Origin of the sequence: Bradyrhizobium centrolobii (genome assembly GCF_001641635.1) — a bacterium.
In the GTDB taxonomy this organism is placed as follows: Bacteria; Pseudomonadota; Alphaproteobacteria; order Rhizobiales; family Xanthobacteraceae; genus Bradyrhizobium; species Bradyrhizobium centrolobii.
In genome coordinates, this window is sequence record NZ_LUUB01000120.1 from 96087 (window position 1) to 121209 (window position 25123).

Consider the following 25123-nt stretch of genomic DNA (forward strand, 5'->3'; position numbering starts at 1 on the left):
GCCATGCTGCGCTCGATCGAGGCGGGCGAGTTCAACGCCTATGCCCCGCCGCTCGGCTTCGAGGCGTTGCGCGCGGCGATCGTCGCCGATCTCGGCACGCCGGACGCGGAGGCGCTGGTGACCGAGGGAGGCGTCAACGCGCTGGCGATGATCTGCCGTGCACGCTGCAAGCCCGGCACCACGCTGGTCACCACCGATCCGACCTGGAAATGGCCGTGCCTGTTCGCGCGCCAGCAGGGGGCCGAGGTGATCGAGATCCCGATCTACGATCCCGCCTGCAACTACCGTCTGGCGCCTGAGGCCTTGAAGGCAAATGTCGATGAGCGCGCCGCGATCATCTATCTTGTAGATCCCAACAATCCGCTCGGCATTCGCTATTCCCGCGAGGAGATCGAGAGCTTTGCCGAGATCGCGCGCGATTGCGGCGCCATGCTGGTGCACGACTGCACCTATCGCGATTTCGCCGACGGCCACACGCCGGCGCTTCATGTGGCGCCGAAGGGCTCTGTGGTCTCGACCAGCTTCTCGAAATGGCTCGGGCTCGCAGGCCTGCGCATCGGTGCGCTCGTCGCCGCGCCCGATCTGTTCGAGGAACTGGCGCAGACCTCTACCAGCGTGCTCGGCGCCAGCGTCATCGCCCAGCGCGCGGCGCAGGCGGGCTTGTCGGTCAAGGCCGAATGGATGAAGAAGGTCCGCAGCACCGACCGCGCCAACAAGGCGATGATCCAGGAGGCGGCGGCCGCGATCGACGGATTGGCGCTGCCCATCATGCCCTCGCACGGCAACTTCCTGGTGCTGGAAACCATCGCGGCGGGCATCCGTCCCGAGGCGTTGGTCGAGTGCTACCGCCGCCAGGGCATCATGATCCGCCAGGGCACCTACCACACCCAGCGCTTCGGTGACCGCTTTGTGAAGATCAGCACCTCCGTGCCGCAAGTCTGGGTCGAAAAGCTCTGCACGCTGCTGCCCGACATGGTCGCACAGGCGCGCACGCTCAACGACCTGCCGCCGCAATTCTAAGGGACGATGCCGATGACGATGATCACGACGAAGGACGGCGTGAAGCTCCATGTGGAGGAGGCGGGTGAGGGCACGCCGATCCTGTTCATCCATGAATTCGGCGGCAATCACGCAAGCTGGGAGCCGCAGCTGCGCTATTTCAGCCGGCGCCACCATTGCATCAGCTACGCCGCGCGCGGCTATCCGCCGTCGGATGTGCCCGACAGCCTGGAGGCCTATTCGCAGGCGATTGCCGCTGATGATGCGATTGCCGTGCTCGACGCACTGAAGATCGACAAGGCGCATATCGTCGGCCTCTCCATGGGCGGCTTCTGCACGGTGCATTTCGGCCTGCGCACGCCGGAGCGCTCGCTGTCGCTCACGGTGGCCGGTGCCGGCTATGGCTGCGAGAAGGAATTCGAGGAGTATTTTCGCGGCGTCTCGCTCGAAGTCGCTGACAATTTCGAGAAGCAGGGCGCGAAGGAGTTTTCCAAGATCTATGCGCTCGGCGCGAGCCGGGTGCAGTTCCAGAACAAGGATCCGCGCGGCTGGCAGGAATTCGCCGATCGGCTCGCCACGCACTCCGACCGCGGCGCCGCCAACACCATGCGCGGCGTCCAGGCGCGGCGTCCTTCTTTCTACGATATCGAGGACGGCCTGAAAAAGATGATGGTGCCGACTCTGGTCGTCGTCGGCGATGAGGACGATCACTGCCTCCAGCCCGGCATCTTCCTGAAGAAGACCATTCCGGCCTGCGGCCTCTCGGTCTTTCCCAAGACCGGCCACACGCTCAATCTGGAAGAGCCGGCGGCGTTCAACGCGTTGCTCGCCGAGTTCATCGCCCAGGTCGAAGCCGGACGCTGGCTGCCGCGCGATCCGCGCGCGCTGCCGGGCCAGATCATGCGCACGACGTAGGCCGATGACGCGCCAGCCCCTGATCAATGCCGATCGGCTCTGGATCCGCTTGATGGCGCTCGCCGAGATCGGCGCGACGCCGGCCGGCGGGGTCAACCGCCAGGCGCTGAGCGATGGCGAGATCGCGGCGTGGCGACGAGTCATCGGCTGGGCGCGCGAGGTGGGATTGACGCCGTCGACGGATGCCGCGGGAAACCTGTTCCTGACGCTGGCCGGGCGCGACCGCGCCGCGCCGCCGCTTCTCCTTGGCAGTCATCTTGATAGCCAGCCGACCGGTGGCAAATTCGACGGCGCGGCCGGCGTGATGGCCGCGCTCGAAGCGGTCGTTTCACTGGTCGAGCAAAGCGACAAGCCCGCGCGGGACGTCATCGTCGTCGCCTGGATGAACGAGGAGGGCTCGCGTTTCGCGCCGGGCATGATGGGCTCCGAGGCCTTTACCGGGGGGCGCGGCATGGACGCGATCCGCGCTGTGCGCGATGCAGACGGCGTCAACGTCGGCGAAGCGCTCGATCGCCTTCATCAGGCTTTCCCTGATATGCCGCACAGGCCGCTCGGCTTTGCGGCCGGGGCCTATCTCGAATTGCACATCGAGCAGGGACCATTGCTCGAGGCCGCCGGCTGCACCATCGGCGTCGTCACCGGCATCCAGGGCAAGAAGACCTTTCAGGTCGTGGTCGAGGGCGCCGAGGGCCATGCCGGCACCCTGGCGCAGCGGGAGCGGCGCGATGCGCTCGCGGCCTTTGCGCAGGTCGCGAACGCACTCCATGCCGAGATCGGCGCCATCGATGCCGACATCAAGTTCACCATCGGCCGAGTTGCCGTCGTGCCGAACGCGCCGTCGGTGGTGCCGTCGCGCGTCAGCTTCAGCATCGATCTGCGTCATCCTGATAATACCGTGCTCGATGTAGCGGGCGCACGCATCAAGGCTCTTTGCCAGGAGAATGCGCCGCCGTGCTCGGTTACGGTGACGCCGCTCGTGGATGCGCCGTCAAACGTCTTCGATCCGCGCCTGCGTGCGAGCATCGCGAAGGCCGCGCGTGAGCAGGGGCATGCCGCCATGGCGATCCTCTCCGCAGCGGGGCACGACGCGCGTCATCTCGCCAAGGTCTGCCCGGCCGCGATGATCTTCATCCCGTGCCGCGACGGGGCGAGCCATGTCGAACACGAATGGGCTGAACCCGATCATGTCGGTGCCGGCGCCGCCGTGCTGGCACAGGTGCTGCGCGAACTCGCCTTCGCCCCTGGCATCGAGGCGTGAGGACATCGATGCAGGATGTGGCCCCTCGGGACTACCGCGACGCGATGGCCTGTCTCGGCGCGGCGGTCAACATCGTCACGACCGACGGCGCTGCGGGCCGCGCGGGATTTACGGCCTCCGCGATTTGCAGCGTCACTGATGATCCGCCGACGCTTCTGGTCTGCATCAATCGCAGCTCGTCCGCCTATGGCAGCGTAACACGCAACAAGGTGGTGTGCGTCAACGTGCTCTCGGCGCGGCACGAGCAGCTATCCCGCCTGTTCGGCGGCAAGGTGCCTGCCGAAGAGCGGTTTGCCGCCGCGGCGTGGTCGACACTCGCGACCGGCGCGCCGGTGCTGGCCGACTGTACCGCCGCGTTCGACTGCCGGATTGCCCATGTCGTCAATGTCGGCAGCCATGATGTGCTGTTCTGCCGCGTGGTCGCGCTGCAGAGATCCGGCTGCACCGACAATCTGATCTATTTCGGCCGCGCCTATCACACGGTCGGGGTGACCGATCCCGCCGAGGCTGGACCCGAATCCGCTTCTGGCCCATCCTGAAGGGACGCTGGCGGCCATCGCCGGCCGTTCCAACAGCCGCCTCCACGCGATGGACAGAGATCATCACCCGAGCAAGCGCGTATCCCTTGCGGGAATGCATATCGACCGGACGTCGGCCGTGTCGCTGCATTTGCAGATTGCGGCCCACATCCGCGGCTGCATTCTGCGCGGTACCTTTCCGGCCGGAACGCAATTCCTGGGCTCGCGGGAGATCGCGCGGGAATTGGGCTGCTCGCGCACGGTGGTGCTGACCGCGTGGGATCTGCTTTACGCCGAGGGCTATCTGGAATCGACGCCACGCGGCAGCGTGATGGTGGCGTCCGTCGCGACGTCGCATGCGGAGCCGCCGCCGGCTGCGTCGCCCGGGGCTGCGCCCGCCCATATGTCGAAGCGCTGGCGATCGCTGCTTGGTCTGGATTACGAGACCAATTGGCCGTCCATGTTCGCACCCGGCGCGCCCGACATCTCGACGTTTCCCTTCAAGGAATGGTCACGCCTGCTGCGCCAGACCTGGCAAAATCCGAGGGAGCAGGAGTGCCTCGACCTTCCCGCCGAAGGCCACCCGCGGCTGCGGAGCGAGATCGCGAACTTTCTCGGCTCGGTGCGCGGGCTGGTCTGCTCGCCGGAGGAGGTCGTTGTCACGCCAGGCACATCGGGTGCGCTGGATTTCTGCAGCCGGATGATCCTCGATCCCGGAGACGAGGTCTGGGTCGAGGAGCCCGGCTTCGTCGAGGCCCGATGGGCGCTGACGGCGGCCGGCGCGAAGCTCGTTCCAATTCCCGTCGATGACAAGGGCCTCGTCGTTTCGGAAGGCATCCGGCGTGCACCACGCGCGAAGTTGATCGTGGTCACGCCGTCGCATCAATATCCGCTCGGCGTCAGCATGGGCCTGGAGCGGCGCCTCGAGCTGCTCGACTGGGCCAACAGGAACGATGTCTGGGTGATCGAGGACGATTACAATTCGGAGTTCAGGCATCAGGACAGCATGATCGCCTCCTTGCGTTCGCTCGATCGCGAGGGACGGGTGATCTATTTCGGCACCTTCTCCAAGATCATGATGCCGAACCTGCGGCTCGGCTACATGGTCGCCAACAGGCATTTCATCGCAGGATTTTCCAAGGGCCGCGCGCGGATCGACGTGCACACCTCCGGCATCGGACAGCTCGCTTTGGCCGAGTTCATGCGGGAAGGGCACCTGCTGCGACATCTCCGTGCGATGCGCCGGGTCTATACGAGCAGGCGAAAGGCGCTGATCGAAGCGATCGCAGCGCAGACGCCGGATGATCTGACCGTGTCCTCCGCCGTCACCGGGCTGCATCTCGTCGCGCTGTTCACCGAGTCGATGCAAGCGCGGATGAGTGATCGCGAAGCGGCGGCTACCCTGAAACAGGCCGGCATCCACGTCCAGCCGCTGTCGCAGAATTTTCTGGAGCAACCGACGCGACAGGGCCTGGTGTTCGGCTACGGACGTCTGCACGTCGAGGATGCCTCGCCGCTGCTTGCGAGAATCGCAGCTTGCATCGGCAGCGGCTCCCGCAACGCACCATCCAAACCGGCAATCTCCTCCCTTACGGCTCGTACAATAAAGAGAGGCTGAGCCGATCGCCATGCATAGCTCATAGGGCGAATATCCCGCAGTGCCGATCGATCGCCTGCAAATTAGACAGACGATTTGAAGGGTTCGGATTGCAGTGCAGCGGATATCGCGATTTGCGCGGAGAAATCCGTGGTGCGCTGCACTTTTCCCCCGTGGAACGGTCCGCGCTCGCGTGCCGTCAGCGCGGGCAGCGCTGCACCAAAACGTGCAGCAGGTGGCGCGGCGCGCGGCTAGGGTCGCGCTGGTCTAGCGGATTGCGACAACTCTGGCCCTATCCTGCGCCCATCGCTCTGTCGCACGCTCCCGGTCGGTGGCATGACAGAGGATGCATAATGAGCGCTCTCGGTTTGGCATTGGACCTTGCGATGGACGGGAAGCACCCGGCGTCCGGTCTGCACGTCACGCGTAGCTGACTGTGCAGATGAGCGATTCCGGCGATCACTGGGAGGTCGGCACCGATATCGGTGGTACCTTCACCGACATCATCGCGATCCGGCGCGATTCCGCGGAAGCGCGGATCGCGAAGGTGCCGTCGCGCCCCGAAGCACCCGTTCAGGCGATGCTGGAGGCCATCGAGGCGGTTGGCCTGCGCAAAAGCGAGGTCAAACGCTTCGTCCACGGCACCACGCGCGTCACCAACGCCATCGTCGAGGGCCGGTTGCCGAAGGCGGCGCTGGTCGCGACCGAGGGCTTTGCCGACGTGCTGGAGATCGCGCGCTATCGCCGCCGCGATCTCTATCGTCTCGACATCCCGCCGAAATCGCCGTCCTTGGTGCCGCCGGAACGATGCTTTGGGCTCGCCGAGCGCCTCGATCACGAGGGCCGGGTGCTGAAGGCGCTGGAGGAAGCGGAGATCGAGCGTCTGGTGGCCTGGCTCAAGCAGACCGGCGTGCAGAGCGTCGCCGTGGCCTTGCTTCACGCCTATGCCAATCCCGTGCACGAAAAAATGCTCGGCGAGCGGCTCAAGGAAGTCGTCGCTCATGTCTCGCTCTCGCACGAGGTCAATCCCGAGGCGCGCGAATATGAGCGGACCTCGGCAACCGTGTTCAACGCGGCCGCGATGCCGATCGCGGTGGAATATCTCAGCGAGCTGGAGCAGCGGCTGCCAATCGGCCCCGGCCTGCAGGTGTTTCATTCCGCCGGCGCCATGATCCCGATTTCGGCGGTGAAACGGCGGCCGCTGGTGATGGCGATGTCGGGGCCTGCCGCCGGCGTCTCCGCTTCCGTCACCATCGCGCGCCAGCTGGGCGCCTCGCGCATGCTGACCTTCGACATGGGCGGCACCACCACGGATGTCTGCCTGATCGTGGACGGCCAGGCCGAGATGACGGACGGCCGCATGCTCGGCGACAAGCCGTTGCGCCAGCCGATGCTCGCGGTGCATTCGATCGGCGCGGGCGGTGGATCAATCGTACGCAGCGGCCCCGGCGGCCTCACGGTCGGCCCTGAGAGTGCCGGCTCCGAGCCGGGGCCGGCCTGCTACGGCCGCGGCGGCCATGAGCCGACGATCACCGATGCCAATGCCGTGCTCGGCTATCTCAATCCCGCGACGAAACTCGGCGACCGCATCGGCATCGACATCGAGGCTACAAAGCGCGTGATCGAACCGATCGCGCGCGCGCTCGGACTGAGCCTCACCGAAACAGCGCTAGGCATCATCAAGGTCGCGAATGCGACCATGGCCCGCGCGCTCCGCCGCGTCACGGTCGAGCGCGGCATCGACGGGCGCGACTGCACGCTGCTTGCCTTCGGCGGTGGCGGCCCGATGCACGCTGCGGGTCTCGCCGATCTCTATGGGATCGCAGAGGTCGTCGTGCCCAGCGCATCGAGCGCGTTCTCGGCGCTGGGCTGCCTCACAGCCGATTTCAGCTTCCTCCAGCAGCAGACTCTTCGCGCTGCGCTCGACGGGATTGACCTTGCTCGCGTCTCGGAGCGGATCGAGGCGTTGATCGCCGATGCATCTGCGCCGCTGATCGCCAATGGCGTTGCGAAGGCGGAGATCCAGGTCGAGCTGGTGGCCTTGATGCGCTACGCGGCCCAGAACGATGCCATCCCGGTATCCTTCACGCTGCCGCTCGACGTCGCCAGGCTGAAGCAGGATTTCCTGACGCGGCATCAGGAGCTGTTCGGCTATGCGACCGGCGAGCCCTGCGTCATCGAGTCCGTGCGTGTGCAGGCCCGCCGCCCGTCGACAACCGTCGTCAGTCGGCCGGCGACCGCGGTGAGGGCCGTGTCGTCAGGTACGCGTATCTGCTCGTTCGACGGTTGCCACGACATCGCAACCGCAATCATCGACCGCGCCGCACTCACGGAGACCGTCAACGGGCCCGCCGTCATCGAGGACGCGTGGTCGACCGTCGTGGTACCGCCCGGCTGGCAGGCGAAGCCAGACGAGGCCGGAAACCTGTTCCTGACGCGGAGGGCCGCATGAAGCTCGATCCGTTCGTCGTCGAGGTTATCCGGCATGGGCTTTCCGCCGCGGCCGAGGAGATGAGCCTTGTGATGACGCGCTCGGCGCGCTCGCCGCTCTTGCGCGAAGCGGGCGACCTGTCGTCCGCGATCACGGACGGCCACGGCGGCCTGGTCGGGCAGGGCCGCGACATTCCGATCCATCTCGGCGCGATGGCCTACACCATCCCCGAGTTGCTGAAGGTGATGCCATGCGACAGCCTGAACGACGGCGACGTGGTGATCTATAATGTCGGCGCGCTCGGCGGCAACCATCTCAACGACGTGAAGGTTGTGCGTCCCGTCTTCGTCGACGGCGAGATCGTGGCCTTCGCGGTCAGCCTCGCGCACTGGCCCGATATCGGCGGCACCTGGCCCGGCAGCTATTTCGCCAAGGCCGTCGACACGTTCCAGGAGGCGTTGCGCATTCCGCCGGTGCTGATCGCAACCGCAGCCGGCCTCAACACGCCGATCGTGCAGCTGCTCAAGGCCAACGTTCGCGATGCCGAGTCCTGCGAGGGCGATCTTCTGGCGCAAATCGCGGCGACCAAAGCCGGCAAGAAGCGCATCGTCGAGCTCTGCCGCGAACACGGCAAGGCGGTCTTCATGGCGGCGCAGTCGCGCTTGCACGATCTCTCCGAAATCGAGATGCGCGAGGCGCTGCGCGACCTTCCGGACGGCGTCTATGAGGGCGAGGACCACCTCGACGACGGCAGCGAAAACAACGCGCCGGCGCGCATCCATGTGAAGATCACCATTCGCGGCGACGAAGCGACCTTCGACCTCTCCGGAAGCTGCGACCGGGTCTCCAATTTCTGCAACACGACGCCGTTCATGGCGCGCTCGGCGGTGGCCTATGCCGCGCGCATCATGAGCGGACGCGACATGCAGCAGAACGCCGGCGCGCTGCGGCCTCTGACCATCATCACGCGCCCGGGCTCGATCCTGGAGCCGGGCTGGACCGCATCGGTTGCCGCCGGCAACCACGAGACGTCCATGCGTATCGTCGACGCAATCTTCCGTGCGATGCAGGACACCATCCCCGAGCGTCTGTCGGCCGGCGGCGCCACCACCGCGGGCGTTCTGTTCTTCGCCGAGCCGCGGCCGAACGGTTCCTGGAAGATGCTCTACGAGGTCCATGGCGGCGGCGAAGGCGCGCGTCACGATCGGGCTGGGACTTCCGCGACCCGCGTACATCTTTCCAACACGTCGAACACGCCGGTCGAGGTGATCGAGGCGAATTACGCGATTCGCCTCGAGCAGCAGGCCATTCGCCGGAATTCCGGCGGCGTGGGCGTCCATCGCGGCGGTGACGGTTCCGTCCGCACCTATCGTATCCTGGCGCCATCGATGCACCTGACCACCTGCATCGAACGGATGGTGATTGGGCCCTGGGGCATGCAGGGCGGCCAGTCCGGCAAGGCCTGCCGCATCTCGCTGGTTAGGCAGGGCGCGAACGTCGTGATCGACGGCAAGTCGAACCTGGTGTTGCAGCAGGGCGATCTCGTCACGATCGAAATGTGTGGCGGCGGCGGCTACGGCGCCGCGGCCGCAAGGTGAGGGCATTGCGATGAGCAGATTGTTGCGAACCGGACTGAATGCGGGCGAGGCCGCGCCGATGGTCGTGGTCGGCGGCGAGGGCGTCTATTTTCACCTGTCCGATGGCCGCAAGCTCATTGACGGCAGCAACACCGGCGGCGGTCTCGGCCATCGCCATCCCGCAATGGTGGAGGCGATCCGCCGTGCGGCGGATACGCCCGTCGTCAACGAGGGCTGGACCTGGATCGGCCGCGAGCAGGCGGCCGACGATCTGACGGCCACCGCATTCAAAGGCGAGGAGGACTGGGTCGGCGCGGTGCGCTTCTGCATCAGCGGCAGCGAAGCCAATGACATGGCGCTGTCACTCTGCCAGGCACTGACGCAGCGTTCCGCGCTGGCGACGCGCGAGCGCGCCTATCACGGCATCACCGGCCTGTCGCGCAGCATGACAGTGCAGCCGCAATGGCACGGCGGTCTCGCCGTGCACGCCGGCGGCTCAAAACTGCCGGCGCCGATGGCACCGGTGCGGATCTTGCCGGCGCCGGATGGCGCGATCTATGGCGCGCCGGCCAACAATACGCCGCCCAGCGAATATCTCGCCGATGCCACGCGCCTGCTGTCGGACACCGCGGCGACGATCATCGACTACACTCAGGGCGGCATCTACTACGACGGCGCCTATCAGGACGAGGTGGCGCGTTGTGCGCGGCAGGCGGGCTCGTACTGGATCGCGGACGAGGTCGTCACCGGCGCGGGCCGCGCGGGCCGCTGGCTCGCGTTTCAGGGCGCAGAGAGCCGGCCAGACATCGTGACCCTCGGCAAGTCGCTCGGCGGCGGCGCAGCGGCGGTGGCCGCGGTCGTGGTGTCCAAGAACATCGTCGAGCGGCTCAAGGGCACGAGCTGGCAGAACTACGGCACGCTGCGCGGTCATCCGATCAGCATGGCCGCCGTCAGCGCCTATCTGAAGGTCGTCACCGGCGACAAGATTCTGGAGCACGTGCAAAATCTGGAGGGGCTGTTTGCCCGCCGCCTGCTGGCGATCGCGCAAAAGCATCCGAGCGTGCAGCGCGTGGCCGGCCAGGGGCTGCACTGGACGGTGGAGTTGCATGGCCCTGACTGGCGCACCTGGCACGCCGACACGACCGAGGTGCCAATCGCTTCGCGCGTCGCGGAGCGCGCGCTGGAGGCCGGCGCGGTGATCGGCACCAGCGGCGAGCAGACCTCGCTGTTTCTGGCGCCGCCGCTGGTGATCTCCGAGCGCGAGGCTACGCTGCTGCTCGATGCGCTCGACCACGGCCTCGACATCGCCGACAGGGAGCACGGGTGACCGCCGACTACGCAGCACCTCGTCGCTCGCCGGTTTGGCCGGCGAACGAGCCCTGGTATCTCGCGATGCCGGAGGGGACGCTGTACGACGCACTGGCGCGGGCTGCACACGCAAAGCCTTCTCATCCGGCGACGGTGTTTTATGGCGCGAGCCTGAGTTACGCCGGGCTGCGCGACCGTGTCGATGCCATGGCCGGTTTCCTGCAAGGCGTTTGCGGCGTTGCGCGCGGCGACCGCGTGATGATCGCGCTGCAGAACTCGCCGCAATATGTCATCGCTTACTATGCGGTGATGCGGGCGGACGCCGTGATCGTGCCCGTCAATCCCATGAACAAGACGGCGGAGATCGCATATCTCGCCGCAGATAGCGGCGCCAGGGTCGCGATCATCGGCTGCGAGCTGAGCGATGTGTTTGCTCCGCTGGCGGGCGAGGCGATCACCCATACGATCGTCGCGCAATATCGCGACGAGGTTCCAGCCGCGACGCCCTACACGCTGCCGTCATGCGTGACCGAAGCGCCGTCGGAGGTGCCGTCGTCGCCGGGCTGGCATTCCTGGCCGGCCGCGATCGCGCAAGGCTTGCAGCCGGATGCCATGGAGGCAGGGCCGGACGATCTCATGATTCTGCCCTATACCTCGGGGACCACAGGCAAGCCCAAGGCCTGCATGCATACGCATCGCAGCGCGCTGTTCACCGCCGTGTTGCAGGCACGCTGGTACGGGCTCGACGGCAGCGACGTGATGACCGGCTTCATGCCGCTGTTCCACGTCGCGGGCATGCAGGGTTCGATGAATGCCGCCATCGTCACCGGCGCTACGCTGCTGCTGATGGCGCGCTGGGACAAGGATCTGCTCCCGGACCTGTTCGAGACCTACGGCGTGACGTTCTGGAACGCCGCGCCGACCATGATCGTGGATGTGCTCGCCAGCGCCAGCTTCCGCGACAAATGCTTTGCGAAACTCAAGGTGCTGACCGGCGGCGGCGCGGCGATGCCGACGGCGGTCGCTGAACGGCTGAAGGCGCGCTTCGGCCTCGATTTTGTCGAGGGCTACGGCATGACCGAGACGATGTCGCCGACGCATCTCAACCCGATGGCAGCGCCGAAGCGGCAGTGCCTTGGCATCGCTGTGCAGGAGACCGATGCGCGGGTGGTCGATTCCGAGAGCCTGATCGAGCTCGACGACAATGTTGTCGGCGAGATCGTCGTGCACGGGCCGCAAGTGCTGCAGGGTTATTGGAACAGGCCGCAGGCGGATGCCGATGCCTTCATCCAGCTCGATGGCAAGCGGTTCCTGCGCACGGGCGATCTCGGTTACCGCGATGCTGAAGGCTATTTCTTCGCCGTCGACCGCTTGAAGCGGATGATCAATGTCAGCGGCTTCAAGGTGTGGCCGGCCGAGGTCGAGGCGGCGATGTACCAGAACCGGGCCGTCCGGGAGTGCTGCATCGTTTCGGCGCCGGACGAATACCGCGGCGAGACCGTCAAGGCGCTGGTGGTGCTCGATGAGGCCGCGCGCGCGACGACGTCCGCCGCCGACATCGTCGGCTGGGCACGCGGCGCGATGGCGAGCTACAAGGCGCCGCGCGCGGTCGTCTTCGTCGAGTCCCTGCCGCGCACCGCCAGCAACAAGATCAACTGGCGGCTTTTGCAGGACGCCGAATGGGGGCGGACGGCATGAAAGGTGCTTGGCTGGAAAAGCGGTGCGAGGCTGCGATATGCTGCACGCGCCGGAACATCCTTGAAGCCGCCGGTTCCCCCGAGAGATCACCAGGAATTCGCTGATGCGCATCGTCAATGTCGCCGCCGCCCAGATGGGCCCGATCCAGAAAGCCGACAGCCGCGAGGCCGTGGTCAAGCGCATGATCGAGCTGATGGACGAGGCCAAGAGCAAGGGCGCCGACCTGATCGTCTATCCCGAGCTGGCGCTGACGACGTTCTTCCCGCGCTGGTACGTCGAGGACCGCTCCGAGTTCGACATCTGGTTCGAGCGTGAAATGCCGAACGCAGCGACCAAGCCGCTGTTCGAGCGCGCGGCGCAGCACCGGATGGCGATGAACTTCGGCTATGCCGAGCTGACGCCGGACGGTCATCATTTCAACACCGCCATTCTCACGGACAAGTCCGGTAAGATCGTCGGCAAATACCGAAAGGTCCATCTGCCCGGCCATGTGGAATACGACACCAAGCGTTCGCACCAGCACCTGGAGAAGCGCTATTTCGAGCCGGGCGATCTCGGCTTCAACGTCTGGCGCGAGCTCGGCGGCATCATCGGCATGGCGATCTGCAACGATCGCCGCTGGCCGGAGACCTATCGCGTCATGGGCCTGCAGGGCGTCGAGATGGTGCTGATCGGCTACAACACGCCGTCGGTCAACGCGGAGAAGAGCGAGGAGGGCGTCGAGAAGCGCCTGTTCCACAATCGCCTCTCGGTGCAGGCCGGCGCCTATCAGAACGCGACCTGGGTGGTCGCGGTTGCCAAGGCCGGCGTCGAGGACGGCCACCCGCTGTTCGGCGGCAGCCTGATCGTCGATCCCAATGGCGAAATCGTCGCCGAGGCCAAGACCGAGGACGACGAGGTTCTGGTTCACGCCTGCGACCTCGATGCCACCACCTTCGGCAAGACCACGATCTTCGATTTCGCCCGGCACCGCCGCATCGAGCACTATGGCCTGATCACCAGCCAGACCGGCGCGGTGCCGCCGCCGGAGAAGTGACGCCGATGGCGGACAAAGGCATATCACTGCGTGAGCTGGATCCGCGCGATCGCTACAAGCTGCTCTGCGGCGTGGTGGTGCCGCGGCCGATCGCGCTGGTGACGACGCTGGATGAGAACGGCGCGGTCAATGCCGCGCCCTTCAGCTTCTTCAACGTGTTTTCGGAAAGTCCCGCGCTGATCGTGCTCGGGCTCCAGCACAAGCCGGATCACTCGCCGAAGGACACCACCCGCAACATCCATCGCGACGGCGAGTTCGTGGTGCACATGGTGGACGAAGCGTTGTCGGTGGCGATGAACGACTGCGCGGTCGATTTTCCCTCCGGCGACAGCGAGGTCACCGCGACCGGGCTTGCGACGCTTTCCTCCGTCGACGTGAAAGTGCCGCGCCTCGCCGCGGCGCCGTTCGCGCTGGAATGTCGCCGCCATGTCGTGCTGAACTTCTCACCGGATCGCGAGATTCTGGTCGGCGAAGTGCTCAGGGTGCACGCCCGCGAGGGCCTCGTCGACACCGCCAACATGTACGTCGATCTAGAGGTCTACCGGCCGATCGGCCGCATGTTCGGCAATCTCTACACCACCCAGCGGGATAGGTTTGCTTTGACGCGCGAGAGCCATGCGCAATGGCTCGCTCGTCAGGACAAGAAAGAGCTGAAGGACGCCTAGTGAGCCGAGAACTGCACCGTACCCAGCGCCATGGTGACGGCCGCCTGTGTCGGGTCGATCACGGGAATGCGCAGCGCGTCCTCCAACGGGCGGCGGTGGCGCGCCATGCCGGCGCAGCCCATCACAATGGCGCGGGCGCCGTCCTCGTCGCGCAGCGCGCGGCCGACCTCGATCATCTTGGCGAGCGTCCCTTCGCCGGACGCCGTCTCCGCAACGCTCATGTTCAGCGGCCTTTCGCCGGCGAGGCGGTCGGTCAGCCCCATCTGCCTGAGATAGCGCATATGCCGCGGGATCGAGCGCTGGGCAATCGCAATCACGCCGAAGGTCTCGGCGCGCGCGAGCGCCGTCAGCACGCCGCACTCGGCAATGCCGAACACGGGACGGTCGGTGCCTTCGCGGCAGACCTGAAGCCCGGGATCGCTGTAGCAGGCGATGACGAAGGCGGCCGAGCTGTTGTCGCTTTCGACCAGCCGGCGCAGCGGCATTGCGACGCTATCGACATCCGCCTGACTTTCAATGCCGAACGGACCCTCGGTCAGCGTCTGGCAGACCAGCTCCGGCCCGCCCTCGAAACCGAGCGGCTTCAACGCGTCCTCCAGCCCTTGCGTGACTTTGTGGTTGGAGTTCGGGTTGATGACGAGAATGCGCGGCCGGGACATGGTGGTCTTCCTGCGAAACGACGATTACGTGCCTTGAGCCTATCACGGAGTGCCTCATGACTGAACCCGCTTACGACCTGATCATCCGCGGCGGCCGCGTCGCCACCACCACCGACGTCTTCGAGGCCGACGTCGCCATATCCGGCGAGACCATCGCAGCCGTCGGCCGCGGCCTTCCGGCAGCCAAGCGCGAGATCGACGCGCGCGGCAAGCTGCTGCTGCCCGGCGGCGTCGACAGCCACGCCCATATTGAGCAGCTCTCCGCGGCTGGCATCATGAACGCCGACACGTTCGAGAGCGCGACCGTCTCGGCGGCGTTCGGCGGCACCACCACGGTGATCCCGTTCGCGGCTCAGCATGTCGGCATGAAGCTGCCGCAGGTGGTGGAGGACTATCACGCGCTGGCGAAGAAGGGCGCGGTGATCGACTACGCCTTTCACATGATCATCGCGGATGCGACCGAGGAGACGGTCGAGGAGCACATTCCCGCGCTGGTGAAGCAGGGGCATGCCTCGATCAAGATCTTCATGACCTATGACAGGCTCAAGGTCGATGACGAGCCGCTGCTCGACATCCTCCTCGCCGCGCGCCAGTCCGGCGCGATGCTGTGCGCCCATGCCGAGAACCACGGCATCATCGCCTGGATGGTGAAGCGTCTGCTCGCGCGTGGTTACACGATGCCGAAATATCATGCCGTCAGCCACGCCCGCGTGTCGGAAGCCGAAGCCTTCACCCGGCTGATCGGCATGGCTGCGCTGATCGACCAGCCGATCATGATCTTCCATGTCTCGACCGCCGAAGGCGCCAAGGTGATCCGCGACGCGCGCGGACAGGGGTTGAAGGTCTTCGCCGAGACCTGTCCGCAATATCTGTTCCTGACCGCCGCCGATCTCGACAAGCCGGGTGCGGAAGGCGCCAAGTGGATGTGCAGCCCGCCGCCGCGCACGCATTCGGACCAGGAGGCGCTGTGGCAGGCGCTGTCGCTCGGCGATCTCCAGACCATCTCGTCGGATCACGCGCCCTATCGCCTTGATGAGGCCGGCAAGCTGCGCGCTGGTCCCAATCCGAACTTCAAGCAGGTCGCGAACGGCCTGCCGGGGCTGGAGTTGCGGCTGCCGCTGCTGTTCGATGCGATGGTGTCGAGGGGCCGGCTGGGACTCGAAAAGTTCGTCGAGCTCACGGCGACGGCGCCGGCAAAGATCTACAATCTGCATCCGCGCAAGGGATCAATCGCGGTCGGGGCGGACGCCGATATTGCGATCTGGGATCTCAACCGCGAGGTCACGATCGCCGACGAGATGATGCACGATCTCGCCGGCTACACGCCGTTCGCAGGCCGCAAGCTGAAGGGCTGGCCGGTTTCGGTGCTCTCGCGCGGCCGGGTGATCGTCGACGGCGACAAGTGTCTCGCGAGCGCGGGCAGCGGAAAATTCCTGGCGCGCAGCGGCGGAGAGGCGGCAAAGCCCACCGGCCGACTGGTCGCGGACATGGATCCGGAACGGAATTTCGGAGCAAAACTGCTGTGATGGTGGATTGCGCGCGATGAAGATCATCATCTTCGGCGGCACCGGCTTTGTCGGCCTCAATCTCGCCGAGGTGCTGCTCGCGCGTGGCCATGACGTGACACTGTATGACCGCGCTGATCTGCCTCCGTCCGCGGGGCGCGCGCTGGCGGATCATGGGGCACGGCTCAAGGTCGTGCGGGGCGACATTACCGATGCGATGGGCATCGACGCCCTCATCGCCAAAGGCGTTGATGCGATCGTGCTCGGCGCCGCGATCACCGCCGGAGACGAGCTCGAGCGGGTGTCGACCGCGCGCGTTCTCGAAGTCAACGTGATGGCGCAGATCCCGATTTTGCTGGCCGCGATCCGTCATGGTGTGCGCCGTGTCGTCAATCTGTCGTCGGCGTCGGCCTATGGCGCCGCGGGCCAGCGGTTCGAGATCCTCGACGAGGAAACACCCTGCGATCCCGTCTCGTTCTACGCGATCAGCAAGTTCACCTCCGAGCGATCGGTCGCGCGCCACGCCGAGCTCTTTGGCGGCGACTTTTTGAGTGTGCGGCTGAGCGCCGTGTTCGGTCCGTGGGAACGGACCGGTTCGGTGCGCGATACGCCGAGCCTTCAGTTTCAGATTTTGGCCGCATTTGGCCGCGGTGAACCGGCGACCGTGCCGGGTTCGGGCATGAAGGACTGGATCTACGCGCCGGACGCCGCCGAGGCTGTGGCGGTACTGCTCGAAGCCGAGCGACCGCGACATCGACTCTACAACATCTCCTGTGGCGCAGCCTGGTCGGCGCTGAAATGGGGCGAGGCCTTCGCGGCGTTGCATCCCGGCCTGCAATGCCGGTCGGCTGCGCCCGGAGAGACGACATCGATCAAGCTGCATGGGCCGGATCGCGCGCCGCTCGCGGTCGCACGGATGGCGAACGAGTTCGGCTGGCGCGCACGGTTCGGCTGTGCCGAGTCCGCTGCTGCCATGAGCGGTTGGTGGATGAAACACCGGGAGAACGTCTGATATGCGGCTGCAGGGGCGCACAGCCATCATCACGGGAGCGGGCTCGGGCATTGGCCGCGCCAGTGCAAAGCTCTTTGCAGAGGAGGGCGCGCATGTCGCGCTCGTCGATCGGGACGCTGCGGGTCTCCAGGAAATATTGAAGCTGGTGGGCGAAGGAACGACGCATGTCGGTGACGTCGGCGACGCTGCCTTCGCCGACGCTGTCGTCAATGACCTCTTGGAGCGGCATGGCCGGCTCGATATCCTGATGACGGCGGCGGGCTTCTCCTGCGGCGGGACGGTGCTGACGACGAGCCCGGACGACTGGGACGCGGTGTTTCGCACCAATGTCGGCGGCACCTGGCTGTGGGCGCGGGCTGCCGTGCCTCACATGCAGCGGCAGAACAGCGGCTCGATCATCACGTTGGCATCGCAGCTCGCGATGGCCGGCGGCAAGGGCAACAGCGCCTATATCGCCGCCAAGGGCGCGATAGTCAGCCTGACGCGGACGATGGCGGTGGATTTCGCCACCGACGGCATTCGCGTCAACGCGATTGCGCCGGGCGCGATCGACACGCCGATGCTTCGCCGCAGCTTTGCCCGTCACGCCAATTCGGACGAGGTGCGCGAAGCCTCCCGCAACCGCCACGCCATGAAGCGGTTCGGCCGGGCGGAAGAGATCGCGCAGACCGCGCTGCATCTCGCCAGCGATGCGTCCTCGTTCACGACCGGCACCGTGATGGTGGTCGACGGAGGCTGGCTCGCGGCATGAGTGAGGCGCTCACCCAGCTTGAAGCCGATATTCGCGCCGATCTCGCGATGATCGCGCATCCCTGCGCCGCGTGGCTCGAACCGAAAACGGGACCCGACGGCAAGCCGGCGCTGGATGTCCTCATCGTCGGCGCCGGCCAATCCGGCATCGCGATCGGCTTTGGTCTGACGCGCTCCCGCGTCAGCAACTTCCTGCTGCTCGACAAGGCCGAGGAGGGGCAGGAGGGCCCGTGGCTCACCTATGCCAGGATGCCGACGCTGCGCAGCCCGAAGGACTACACCGGCCCGGACCTCGATATCCCGAGCCTGACCTACCAGTCCTGGCACGAAGCCCGCTTCGGCAAGGACAGCTGGCAACAGCTCGGCCTGATCGAACGCGGCCGTTGGGCGGAGTATCTGCTGTGGCTGCGACGCACGATCGGCTTGCCGGTGCGCAACGCTTGCGAGCTCCTGGAGATCGCGCCTGCATCTGACGGCCTGCTCGCCGCGCGCGTGAAACGGGCAGGCGAGGTCGACACGCTCTACGCCCGCAAGATCGTGCTCGCGACGGGGCAGGAGGGCATGGGCGACTGGGTGATCCCGGAGCAGTTGCGCGATCTGCCGGCGCGTTCGGTCGCGACCGTCGCCGACGACATCGATTTCGAAGGCCTTCGCGGCAAGCGCGTCGCCGTGATCGGTGCCGGCGCATCCGCTTTCGATAATGCGGCGACCGCGCTGGAGGCGGGGGCCGCCGAGGTGCACCTGCTGTGCCGCCGTGCCCAGATTCAGGTGATCCAGCCCTATCGCTGGCTAACGTTTCGCGGCTTCCTGCGCCATCTCAGCGACCTCGACGACGCCTGGCGTTGGCGGTTCATGCGAAAAATCCTCGAAATGCGCGAGGGATTTCCGCAACCGACCTACGATCGCTGCGCGCGTCACGCCAATTTCAAATTGCACGAGGGCGCGCCGGTCGAAGCCGCGCGTCAGACGGTTGACGGCGTTGAATTGCTGACGCCACGCGGCGCCGTCTCCGCCGATGTCGTCATCTGTGGCACCGGCATCGACATGGACTTTGCCGGACGCAGCGAACTCTCCAGGTTCGCCGGCAACATCGCCACCTGGGCCGACCGCTATCATCCGCCGGAAAACGAGCGCAACGAACGGCTCGGCCGCTTTCCCTATCTCGCCGACGACTATGCCTTCACCGAACGTGTGCCCGGAAAGACGCCCTGGATCTCCGACATCCATCTCTTCGCCATCGCCTCCACCATGAGCTTCGGGCCGTCCGGATCGTCGATCAATGCGATGACGACCGCCGTTCCAAAGCTGGTCCATGGCCTGACGCGCGGCCTGTTCCGCGCCGATATCGCGCGCCACTGGGCCTCGCTCAGCGCCTATGATGTGCCGCAGGCCGTGGTCACGCGGCCGGCGCGAAAGACGGAGGAATCGCCGTGATCATCCATGCGCCGCCGCGACGATGCGTCCCCGAAAACGCCCCATGAGACTGGCGCGCAACTTGCTTCTTTCTTAACCTGCCTTGCTGGCGTTCTCGTTCGAAATTCAGGGAAAAACCAATGCGTTTTGTGTCTTTCAGGCCGGCGACCTGCGTCCTCGCTACCACTGCGCTGTTGCTCATCGCCACCGCGCCGTCGCAAGCGCAGACCAGGGCGGAGACATTGCGCTATGTGACGGGCGCATCCGTCAACACGCTCGATCCCAACATCCCCGGCTCGACCCGCGAGTCCTTCGCGCTGAGCATGAGCACCTATGACCGCCTGGTGGCGTTCGGCCGCAAGCAGCTCAACGGCAAATGGGTGTTCGATCTCGACACGATCACGGGCGAGCTCGCCGAATCCTACGAGGTCAGCCCCGACGGCTTGAAGCTCACCTTCCGCCTGCGTAAGGATGCAAAATTCCAGGACGGCTCGCCGGTGACCGCCGAGGACGTCAAATGGTCGCTCGATCGCTGCGTCACCGCGCCGATCCTCGGCAAAGCGCAGCTGCTCACCGGCTCGTTGACGTCCGCCGATCAGTTCCAGGTGATCGATCCCCTCACGATCGAGGTGACACTTCCAAAACCTGACAAGCTTGCGCTGCCCAATCTCGCCACCGTCTACCCGATGATCATCAACTCGAAAGTGGCAAAAGAGCACGCGACCGCGGACGATCCCTGGGCAACAGCCTGGCTGAAGGAGCACGCCGCCGGCAGCGGCGCCTATGTGGTCGAGAGCTTCAAGCCCGGCGAGCAGGTGATCCTCAAGCGCGACGAGAGCTGGAACCGCGGCTCGGCCAACAAGCCCGCGTTCTTCAAGCGCGTGATCGTGCAATCGGTGCCGGAGCCCGCGACCCGCGCCAACCTCGTCGAGCGCGGCGATGCTGATCTCGTGCTCGATCTGCAGGCCAGCGACGTGCAATCGCTGGAGGGCAAGGGCAAGCTCAAGGTGATCTCGACACCGCAATACAATGCGATCACCTTCGTCTCGATGAACAACCAGATCCCGCCCTTCGACAACGTCAATGTCCGCCGCGCCATCGCTTACGCGCTGCCCTATGAGGACATGTTCAAGGCCGCTCTGTTCGGCCGCGGTTCGCCGCTGTTCGGCGCGAGCTGGCCGGACGGCAAGCCGGCGAATGGAATCTATCCGTTCCAGCAGCCGGTGAAGCTCGACCTCGACAAGGCCAGGGAATATCTGAAGGCCGCCGGTCTCCCGGAGGGTTTCTCGACCACCTTCAGCTTCAACGTCGGCCAGGCCTCGACCGCGGAGCCGATGGCGGCTCTCGTGAAGGAATCGCTCGGCAAGATCGGAATCAAGGTCGACATCCAGAAGCTGCCGGACGCGCAGATGTCGACGCAGATCAACGAGAAGAAGCTTCCTTTCTACACCGAAGGCATCGTCGCCTGGCTGCCGTCGACTGATTACTTCTACCGCAACTTCTACACCGGCAATCAGCGCTGGAACTACAGCTCGATCAACAACCCGGACCTTGCCGCGATCGCGCAGGAAGCCCGCTTCGAGCCGGATAAGGCCAAATATGAGGAAGCCGGCCGCAAGCTCAACGCGATGCACTTTGATCTGATGCCGCAGATCATGTTGTGGCAGCCGAACCAGGATGCCGTCATGGCGCCATCGATCGAAGGCTACACCTACGAGTTCCACCGCCAGGTCGACTATCGCGACGTCAGCCGCAAGTGATATCGGGAAGCGAGGGAGGCTCTGAAAGGTGACGACCGGTCTTGGCGCAACGATGGTGCGGGCGGGCAGGCGGCTGCTGTCGTCGCTGCCGGCGCTGTTCGGTGTCCTGGTCTTCACCTTCCTGCTGATGCGCGTCCTGCCCGGGGACCCCGCGGTGTTTTTCGCCTCGGGGCCCAATGCGGGCAAGGAGGAGATCGAGCTGATCCGCAAGCAGATGGGGCTCGACAAGTCGGTGCCGGAGCAGCTCGTGTTCCATCTCTCCGACATCGGCCACGGCAATCTCGGCCGCTCCATGATGACCGGGCAGCCGGTGCTGAAGGATCTGCGCGAGCGGCTGCCGGCGTCGCTGGAGCTCACCTTCACCGCGCTCCTGATCGCGCTGATCGCGGCGGTGCCGCTCGGCGTGATCGCGGCGCTGCGGCCGGGGTCAGTCGTCGATCACGGGGTGCGGCTGTTCTGCGCCCTCGGCGTCTGCGTGCCGACCTTCGTCTCGGGCCTGCTCTTGATCTACGTCTTCTATTATCTGCTCGGGCTTGCGCCCGATCCCACGGGGCGGATTGATGTGTTCACGTCATTGCCGCTGCAGCGTACCGGCTTCCTCTCCATCGATTTCCTGCTTGCCGGCGACTTCGAGGGCTGGTGGGCGGCCTGCAAGCAGCTGATCCTGCCGGCGGTGAGCATGGCGCTGTTCGTAATCGCGCCGCTGGCGCGGATCACGCGCGCCTCGATGCTGGTGTCGCTCGGCAGCGATTTCGTGCGCACTGCACGTTCCGTCGGTTTGTCCTGGCGCAAGGTCGTCGTCACCTATGCGCTACGGAACGCGATCCTGCCCGTCATCACCATCGCCGGCATCGTGTTCTCGACCATGCTGGGCGCCAATGTGCTGGTGGAGAAGGTGTTCTCCTGGCCGGGCGTCGCCTCCTATGCGCTCGATGCGCTGCTGTCGTCAGACTATGCCCCGGTACAAGGCTTCGTGCTGCTGATGGCGAGCCTGTTCGTGCTGGTCAATCTCATGGTCGATATCTGCTACGGCATCGCCGATCCCAGGGTCTCCATCGAATGACCAGCGCAACCCTCCGCCATTCGGTCTGGATTTTGCGCGGCAATCCGCTCACGGCGGTGGCGGCGGCCGGGGTGACGCTGTTCATCCTGCTCGCGATCTTCGGGCCCTGGATCGTGCCCTATGATCCCGTGGTCTCCAACGTGTCGGAGGCGTTGCAGCCGCCGAGCGCGGCCCATCTCGCCGGCACCGACCAGCTCGGGCGCGACGTGTTCAGCCGCCTCATCATCGCCGCGCGGCTCGATCTCGCCATTGCGGTGTCTGCGGTCGGCATCTCCTTCGTGATCGGCGCCGTCGTCGGCTCGTTCTGCGGCTATGCCGGCGGCCGGCTCGATCGCGCCGTCGGCCGCTTCGTCGACGTGATGATGGCCTTTCCGCTGTTCGTGCTGGCGATGGCGATGGTCGCGGCCCTCGGCAACCGCATCGAGAACATCGTGATCGCGACCGCGATCATCAATCTTCCCTTCTACATCCGCTTCGCGCGCGCCGAAGTGAATGTCCGCCGCAATGTCGGCTGGGTCGAGGCCGCGCGCGCCTGCGGCGAGAGCCATTTCTCGGTGGTGCTGCGTTTCCTGCTGCCGAACATCCTGCCGGCGATGGCGGTGCAGATCTCGCTCAATCTCGGCTGGGCCATATTGAACGCGGCCGGCCTGTCCTTCATCGGCCTTGGCGTCAAGCCGCCGACGCCGGAATGGGGCATCATGGTCGCGGAGGGCGCGCGCTTCATCTCGACCGGACGGTGGTGGCTGGTGGCCTTTCCAGGCCTCGCACTGATGCTGGCCGTGCTGTGCTTCAATCTCCTCGGGGATGGGATGCGGGATATTCTCGATCCCCGCATGCGCACATGAGCAAGGAACTGCTCAGGATCGACGACCTCCACGTCGCGTTCTCGACGCGGCGTGGCATGGTCGAGGCCGTGCGCGGCCTGACGCTCACGGTGGAGGCCGGCGAGATGCTCGGTCTCGTCGGCGAGAGCGGCTCGGGCAAGTCGGTGACCGGCTTTGCAACGACGCGGCTGCTCGATGCCGCCGGGCGCGTTACCGGCGGCAAGGTCCTGTTTCGCGGCCAGGACGTGACGAAGCTCCGGGGCGATGACCTCCGTCATCTCCAGGGCGCCGCGATGTCGATGATCTTTCAGAACCCGCGGGCGGCGCTGAATCCCATCCGCGCGATCGGTCTGCAGATCGCGGATGCGATCCTCACTCACAAGCGGATATCGAAGGACGCTGCGCGCGCCGAAGCGCTCGATCTGCTGCGTGCGGTTCATATCCGCGATCCCGAGGCGCGGATGAATGCCTATCCGCACGAGCTCTCGGGCGGCATGTGCCAGCGCGTCATGATCGCGATCGCGATCTCCTGCAATCCCGCGCTCCTGATTGCGGACGAGCCGACCACCGGTCTCGACGTTACCACGCAGAAGGTGGTGATGGATCTCCTGGCGGACATCGCCGCCGCGCGCGGCATGGCGACGATCCTGATCACGCATGATCTCGGGCTCGCGGCGCGCTATTGCCGCCGCATCGCGGTGATGGAGCGCGGCCGCATCGTCGAGGAGGCGAGCGCGAGGACACTCTTCAGCGCGCCGAAGCACGCCTATACGAAGCGCCTCGTCGCGGCATCGCCGACCGCGACGTCCCGGATCGAGGATCTCGTGACCGAGGAGGAGCGGGAGCGTTACGCGACTGTCGTCAGCAAGCCCAGGCAGGAACCCGCACACGGGACGCCGCCGCTGCTCGAGGTGCGCAAGCTCGCGAAGCGTTTCGACCAGGGCTCTGCTGCGGTCGCCGACTTCTCCATGACGATGGCCGGCGGCGAGAGTGTCGGGCTCGTCGGCGAATCCGGCTCAGGCAAGAGCACGACCTCGCGCATGATCTGCCGCCTGATCGATCCGAGCGAAGGCGACATCGTGTTCGACGGGCAGTCGATCGGCCATGTGGCGTCGCGCGACTTTCACCGCTCGCCCCTGCGTAAAGACATCCAGATGGTATTCCAGGACCCGAACGAGAGCCTCAACCCGCGCTTCACCGCCTTCGACTGCATCGCCCATCCCTTGATGCGGCTCGATGGCATGCGGGCGGGCGACGCGCTGCGCCAGCGCGTCGAGGAATGCGCCGAGCGCGTCGGGTTGCCGCTCGATCTCTTGCCGCGTTTCCCTCATCAGCTCTCCGGCGGCCAGAAGGCCCGCGTCGGCATTGCCCGTGCCGTCGCCTGCCGGCCGCGGCTCCTCGTGCTGGACGAGCCGACCGCTGCGCTCGACGTCTCGGTACAGGCGGTTGTGCTGCAGCTGCTCGATCGCCTCAGGCGCGAAAATGACATCGCGCTGCTGTTTGTCAGCCACGATCTCAACGTGGTGCGCATGCTGTGCGACCGCACCATCGTGCTGCGCAATGGCGGCATCGTGGAGCAGGGGGAGAGCCGGGCGCTGTTCGATAATCCGAAGACCGACTACACCCGCAAGCTGGTCGAGGCGATTCCGCATATCGAGACGGGCGAGGTGCTCGCGGCGGCCCTCTAATGCCGTGCAAGTCAACGTGGGTCAGCCAAAAAGTCGGTTGAAGGGACTGGCTGGCGCGGGCAGTCTGGTATTGACGGGCGGCCTCTCGGTCCCGGCGATCGCCGAGGCAGCCGCTGCGCGCACCCTGCGCTTTGCGCCCCAAGCTAATCTCGCCAATTTCGATCCGATCTGGGGCACCCAATATGTCGTGCGCAATGCGGCCGCGATGGTCTGGGAAGCGCTCTACGGCATCGATTCGTCGACGTGTTCACGCGGCACAGCGTGCCCTCGACGCTCTACGGATTGACGAGCGAGCGCTGGCCGACGCTGCATCCGCGCGGCGACTACGGCAGCGCGCGGGCCAGCCGCGTTGCCGCGCTCGACGGCCTGCTGAGCTGGCTGCGCGGTCTCGATGGTGTTGCTTTCCTGACCTGCGAAGAGGTCGCCCAACGGTTGGGGGCTTGAACC

21 protein-coding genes and 1 pseudogene are annotated in these 25123 nt (G+C 65.9%); 21 read left to right on the forward strand and 1 reads right to left on the reverse strand.

What is annotated here, in order from left to right; all coding sequences use genetic code 11:
• The 11 genes from AYJ54_RS42665 to AYJ54_RS42715 form a co-directional block, all read left to right on the forward strand.
• The coding region (locus AYJ54_RS42665; RefSeq protein WP_245329300.1) for a pyridoxal phosphate-dependent aminotransferase at positions 1–1020 on the forward strand (1020 nt) is incomplete at its 5' end.
• Between the two features lie 12 nt (positions 1021–1032).
• Positions 1033–1914 carry an alpha/beta fold hydrolase gene (locus AYJ54_RS42670; protein ID WP_063708526.1) on the forward strand — a complete coding sequence of 294 codons (882 nt, stop codon included), beginning with the start codon at positions 1033–1035 and terminating at the stop codon, positions 1912–1914.
• A 4-nt stretch (positions 1915–1918) separates the two neighbouring features.
• Positions 1919–3172, forward strand: a complete 1254-nt coding sequence (locus AYJ54_RS42675) for a Zn-dependent hydrolase (RefSeq protein WP_063708465.1) — start codon at positions 1919–1921, stop codon at positions 3170–3172.
• 8 nt (positions 3173–3180) lie between these two features.
• A complete protein-coding gene (locus tag AYJ54_RS42680; protein ID WP_063708466.1) occupies positions 3181–3711 on the forward strand; it encodes a flavin reductase in 531 nt (176 codons plus the stop codon).
• A 118-nt stretch (positions 3712–3829) separates the two neighbouring features.
• Positions 3830–5308 (forward strand): MocR-like pyridoxine biosynthesis transcription factor PdxR, encoded by a 1479-nt coding sequence (pdxR, locus tag AYJ54_RS42685; RefSeq protein ID WP_245329301.1) that lies wholly within the window; start codon positions 3830–3832, stop codon positions 5306–5308.
• A gap of 421 nt (positions 5309–5729) precedes the next feature.
• The gene (locus tag AYJ54_RS42690) at positions 5730–7739 is read left to right on the forward strand and encodes a hydantoinase/oxoprolinase family protein (RefSeq protein WP_063708468.1); all 2010 of its coding nucleotides are present in this window, start codon (positions 5730–5732) and stop codon (positions 7737–7739) included.
• Positions 7736–9316, forward strand: a complete 1581-nt coding sequence (locus AYJ54_RS42695) for a hydantoinase B/oxoprolinase family protein (protein ID WP_063708469.1) — start codon at positions 7736–7738, stop codon at positions 9314–9316. Before AYJ54_RS42690 ends, AYJ54_RS42695 begins: the two co-directional genes overlap by 4 nt.
• A gap of 10 nt (positions 9317–9326) precedes the next feature.
• The gene (locus AYJ54_RS42700) at positions 9327–10622 is read left to right on the forward strand and encodes an aminotransferase class III-fold pyridoxal phosphate-dependent enzyme (RefSeq protein ID WP_063708527.1); all 1296 of its coding nucleotides are present in this window, start codon (positions 9327–9329) and stop codon (positions 10620–10622) included.
• Entirely contained in the window at positions 10619–12301 is a 1683-nt protein-coding gene (locus AYJ54_RS42705) for a long-chain-fatty-acid--CoA ligase (RefSeq protein ID WP_063708470.1), read from the forward strand. Before AYJ54_RS42700 ends, AYJ54_RS42705 begins: the two co-directional genes overlap by 4 nt.
• A gap of 103 nt (positions 12302–12404) precedes the next feature.
• Positions 12405–13337: an N-carbamoyl-D-amino-acid hydrolase gene (locus AYJ54_RS42710; protein WP_063708471.1), complete on the forward strand. Its 933-nt coding sequence runs from the start codon at positions 12405–12407 to the stop codon at positions 13335–13337.
• A gap of 5 nt (positions 13338–13342) precedes the next feature.
• Positions 13343–14002 carry a flavin reductase family protein gene (locus tag AYJ54_RS42715; protein ID WP_201724330.1) on the forward strand — a complete coding sequence of 220 codons (660 nt, stop codon included), beginning with the start codon at positions 13343–13345 and terminating at the stop codon, positions 14000–14002.
• On the opposite strand, the gene AYJ54_RS42720 is transcribed toward AYJ54_RS42715, so the two are convergent.
• Entirely contained in the window at positions 13999–14661 is a 663-nt protein-coding gene (locus tag AYJ54_RS42720; RefSeq protein ID WP_063708473.1) for an aspartate/glutamate racemase family protein, read from the reverse strand. The genes AYJ54_RS42715 and AYJ54_RS42720 overlap by 4 nt on opposite strands.
• Positions 14662–14717: 56 nt before the next feature.
• Between AYJ54_RS42720 and hydA the strand changes: the two genes are divergently transcribed.
• From hydA to AYJ54_RS48550, 10 genes and pseudogenes are all read left to right on the forward strand, one after another.
• On the forward strand, positions 14718–16187 hold the full coding sequence (gene hydA, locus AYJ54_RS42725) for a dihydropyrimidinase (protein ID WP_063708474.1): 1470 nt from the start codon (positions 14718–14720) through the stop codon (positions 16185–16187).
• Positions 16188–16203: 16 nt separating this feature from the next.
• Complete coding sequence (locus tag AYJ54_RS42730) at positions 16204–17178, forward strand: NAD-dependent epimerase/dehydratase family protein (protein WP_063708475.1); 975 nt, start codon at positions 16204–16206, stop codon at positions 17176–17178.
• Between the two features lies 1 nt (position 17179).
• Positions 17180–17929, forward strand: coding sequence for an SDR family oxidoreductase (locus AYJ54_RS42735; protein ID WP_063708476.1), 750 nt, complete (start codon positions 17180–17182; stop codon positions 17927–17929).
• Positions 17926–19362, forward strand: coding sequence for an NAD(P)-binding domain-containing protein (locus tag AYJ54_RS42740; protein ID WP_063708477.1), 1437 nt, complete (start codon positions 17926–17928; stop codon positions 19360–19362). The genes AYJ54_RS42735 and AYJ54_RS42740 overlap by 4 nt, the downstream gene beginning before the upstream one ends.
• A 119-nt stretch (positions 19363–19481) precedes the next feature.
• A complete protein-coding gene (locus AYJ54_RS42745) occupies positions 19482–21101 on the forward strand; it encodes an ABC transporter substrate-binding protein (RefSeq protein ID WP_063708478.1) in 1620 nt (539 codons plus the stop codon).
• 28 nt (positions 21102–21129) lie between these two features.
• A complete protein-coding gene (locus AYJ54_RS42750; RefSeq protein WP_063708479.1) occupies positions 21130–22164 on the forward strand; it encodes an ABC transporter permease in 1035 nt (344 codons plus the stop codon).
• Positions 22161–23009, forward strand: coding sequence for an ABC transporter permease (locus AYJ54_RS42755; RefSeq protein ID WP_063708480.1), 849 nt, complete (start codon positions 22161–22163; stop codon positions 23007–23009). Before AYJ54_RS42750 ends, AYJ54_RS42755 begins: the two co-directional genes overlap by 4 nt.
• Complete coding sequence (gene nikE / locus AYJ54_RS42760; RefSeq protein ID WP_063708481.1) at positions 23006–24676, forward strand: nickel ABC transporter ATP-binding protein NikE; 1671 nt, start codon at positions 23006–23008, stop codon at positions 24674–24676. The genes AYJ54_RS42755 and nikE overlap by 4 nt, the downstream gene beginning before the upstream one ends.
• 16 nt (positions 24677–24692) lie before the next feature.
• Positions 24693–24914: pseudogene (locus AYJ54_RS53245) on the forward strand (ABC transporter substrate-binding protein); the annotation flags it as partial.
• A gap of 5 nt (positions 24915–24919) precedes the next feature.
• On the forward strand, positions 24920–25120 hold the full coding sequence (locus tag AYJ54_RS48550) for a hypothetical protein (RefSeq protein ID WP_245329308.1): 201 nt from the start codon (positions 24920–24922) through the stop codon (positions 25118–25120).
• The last annotated feature ends 3 nt before the right edge of the window (positions 25121–25123 follow it).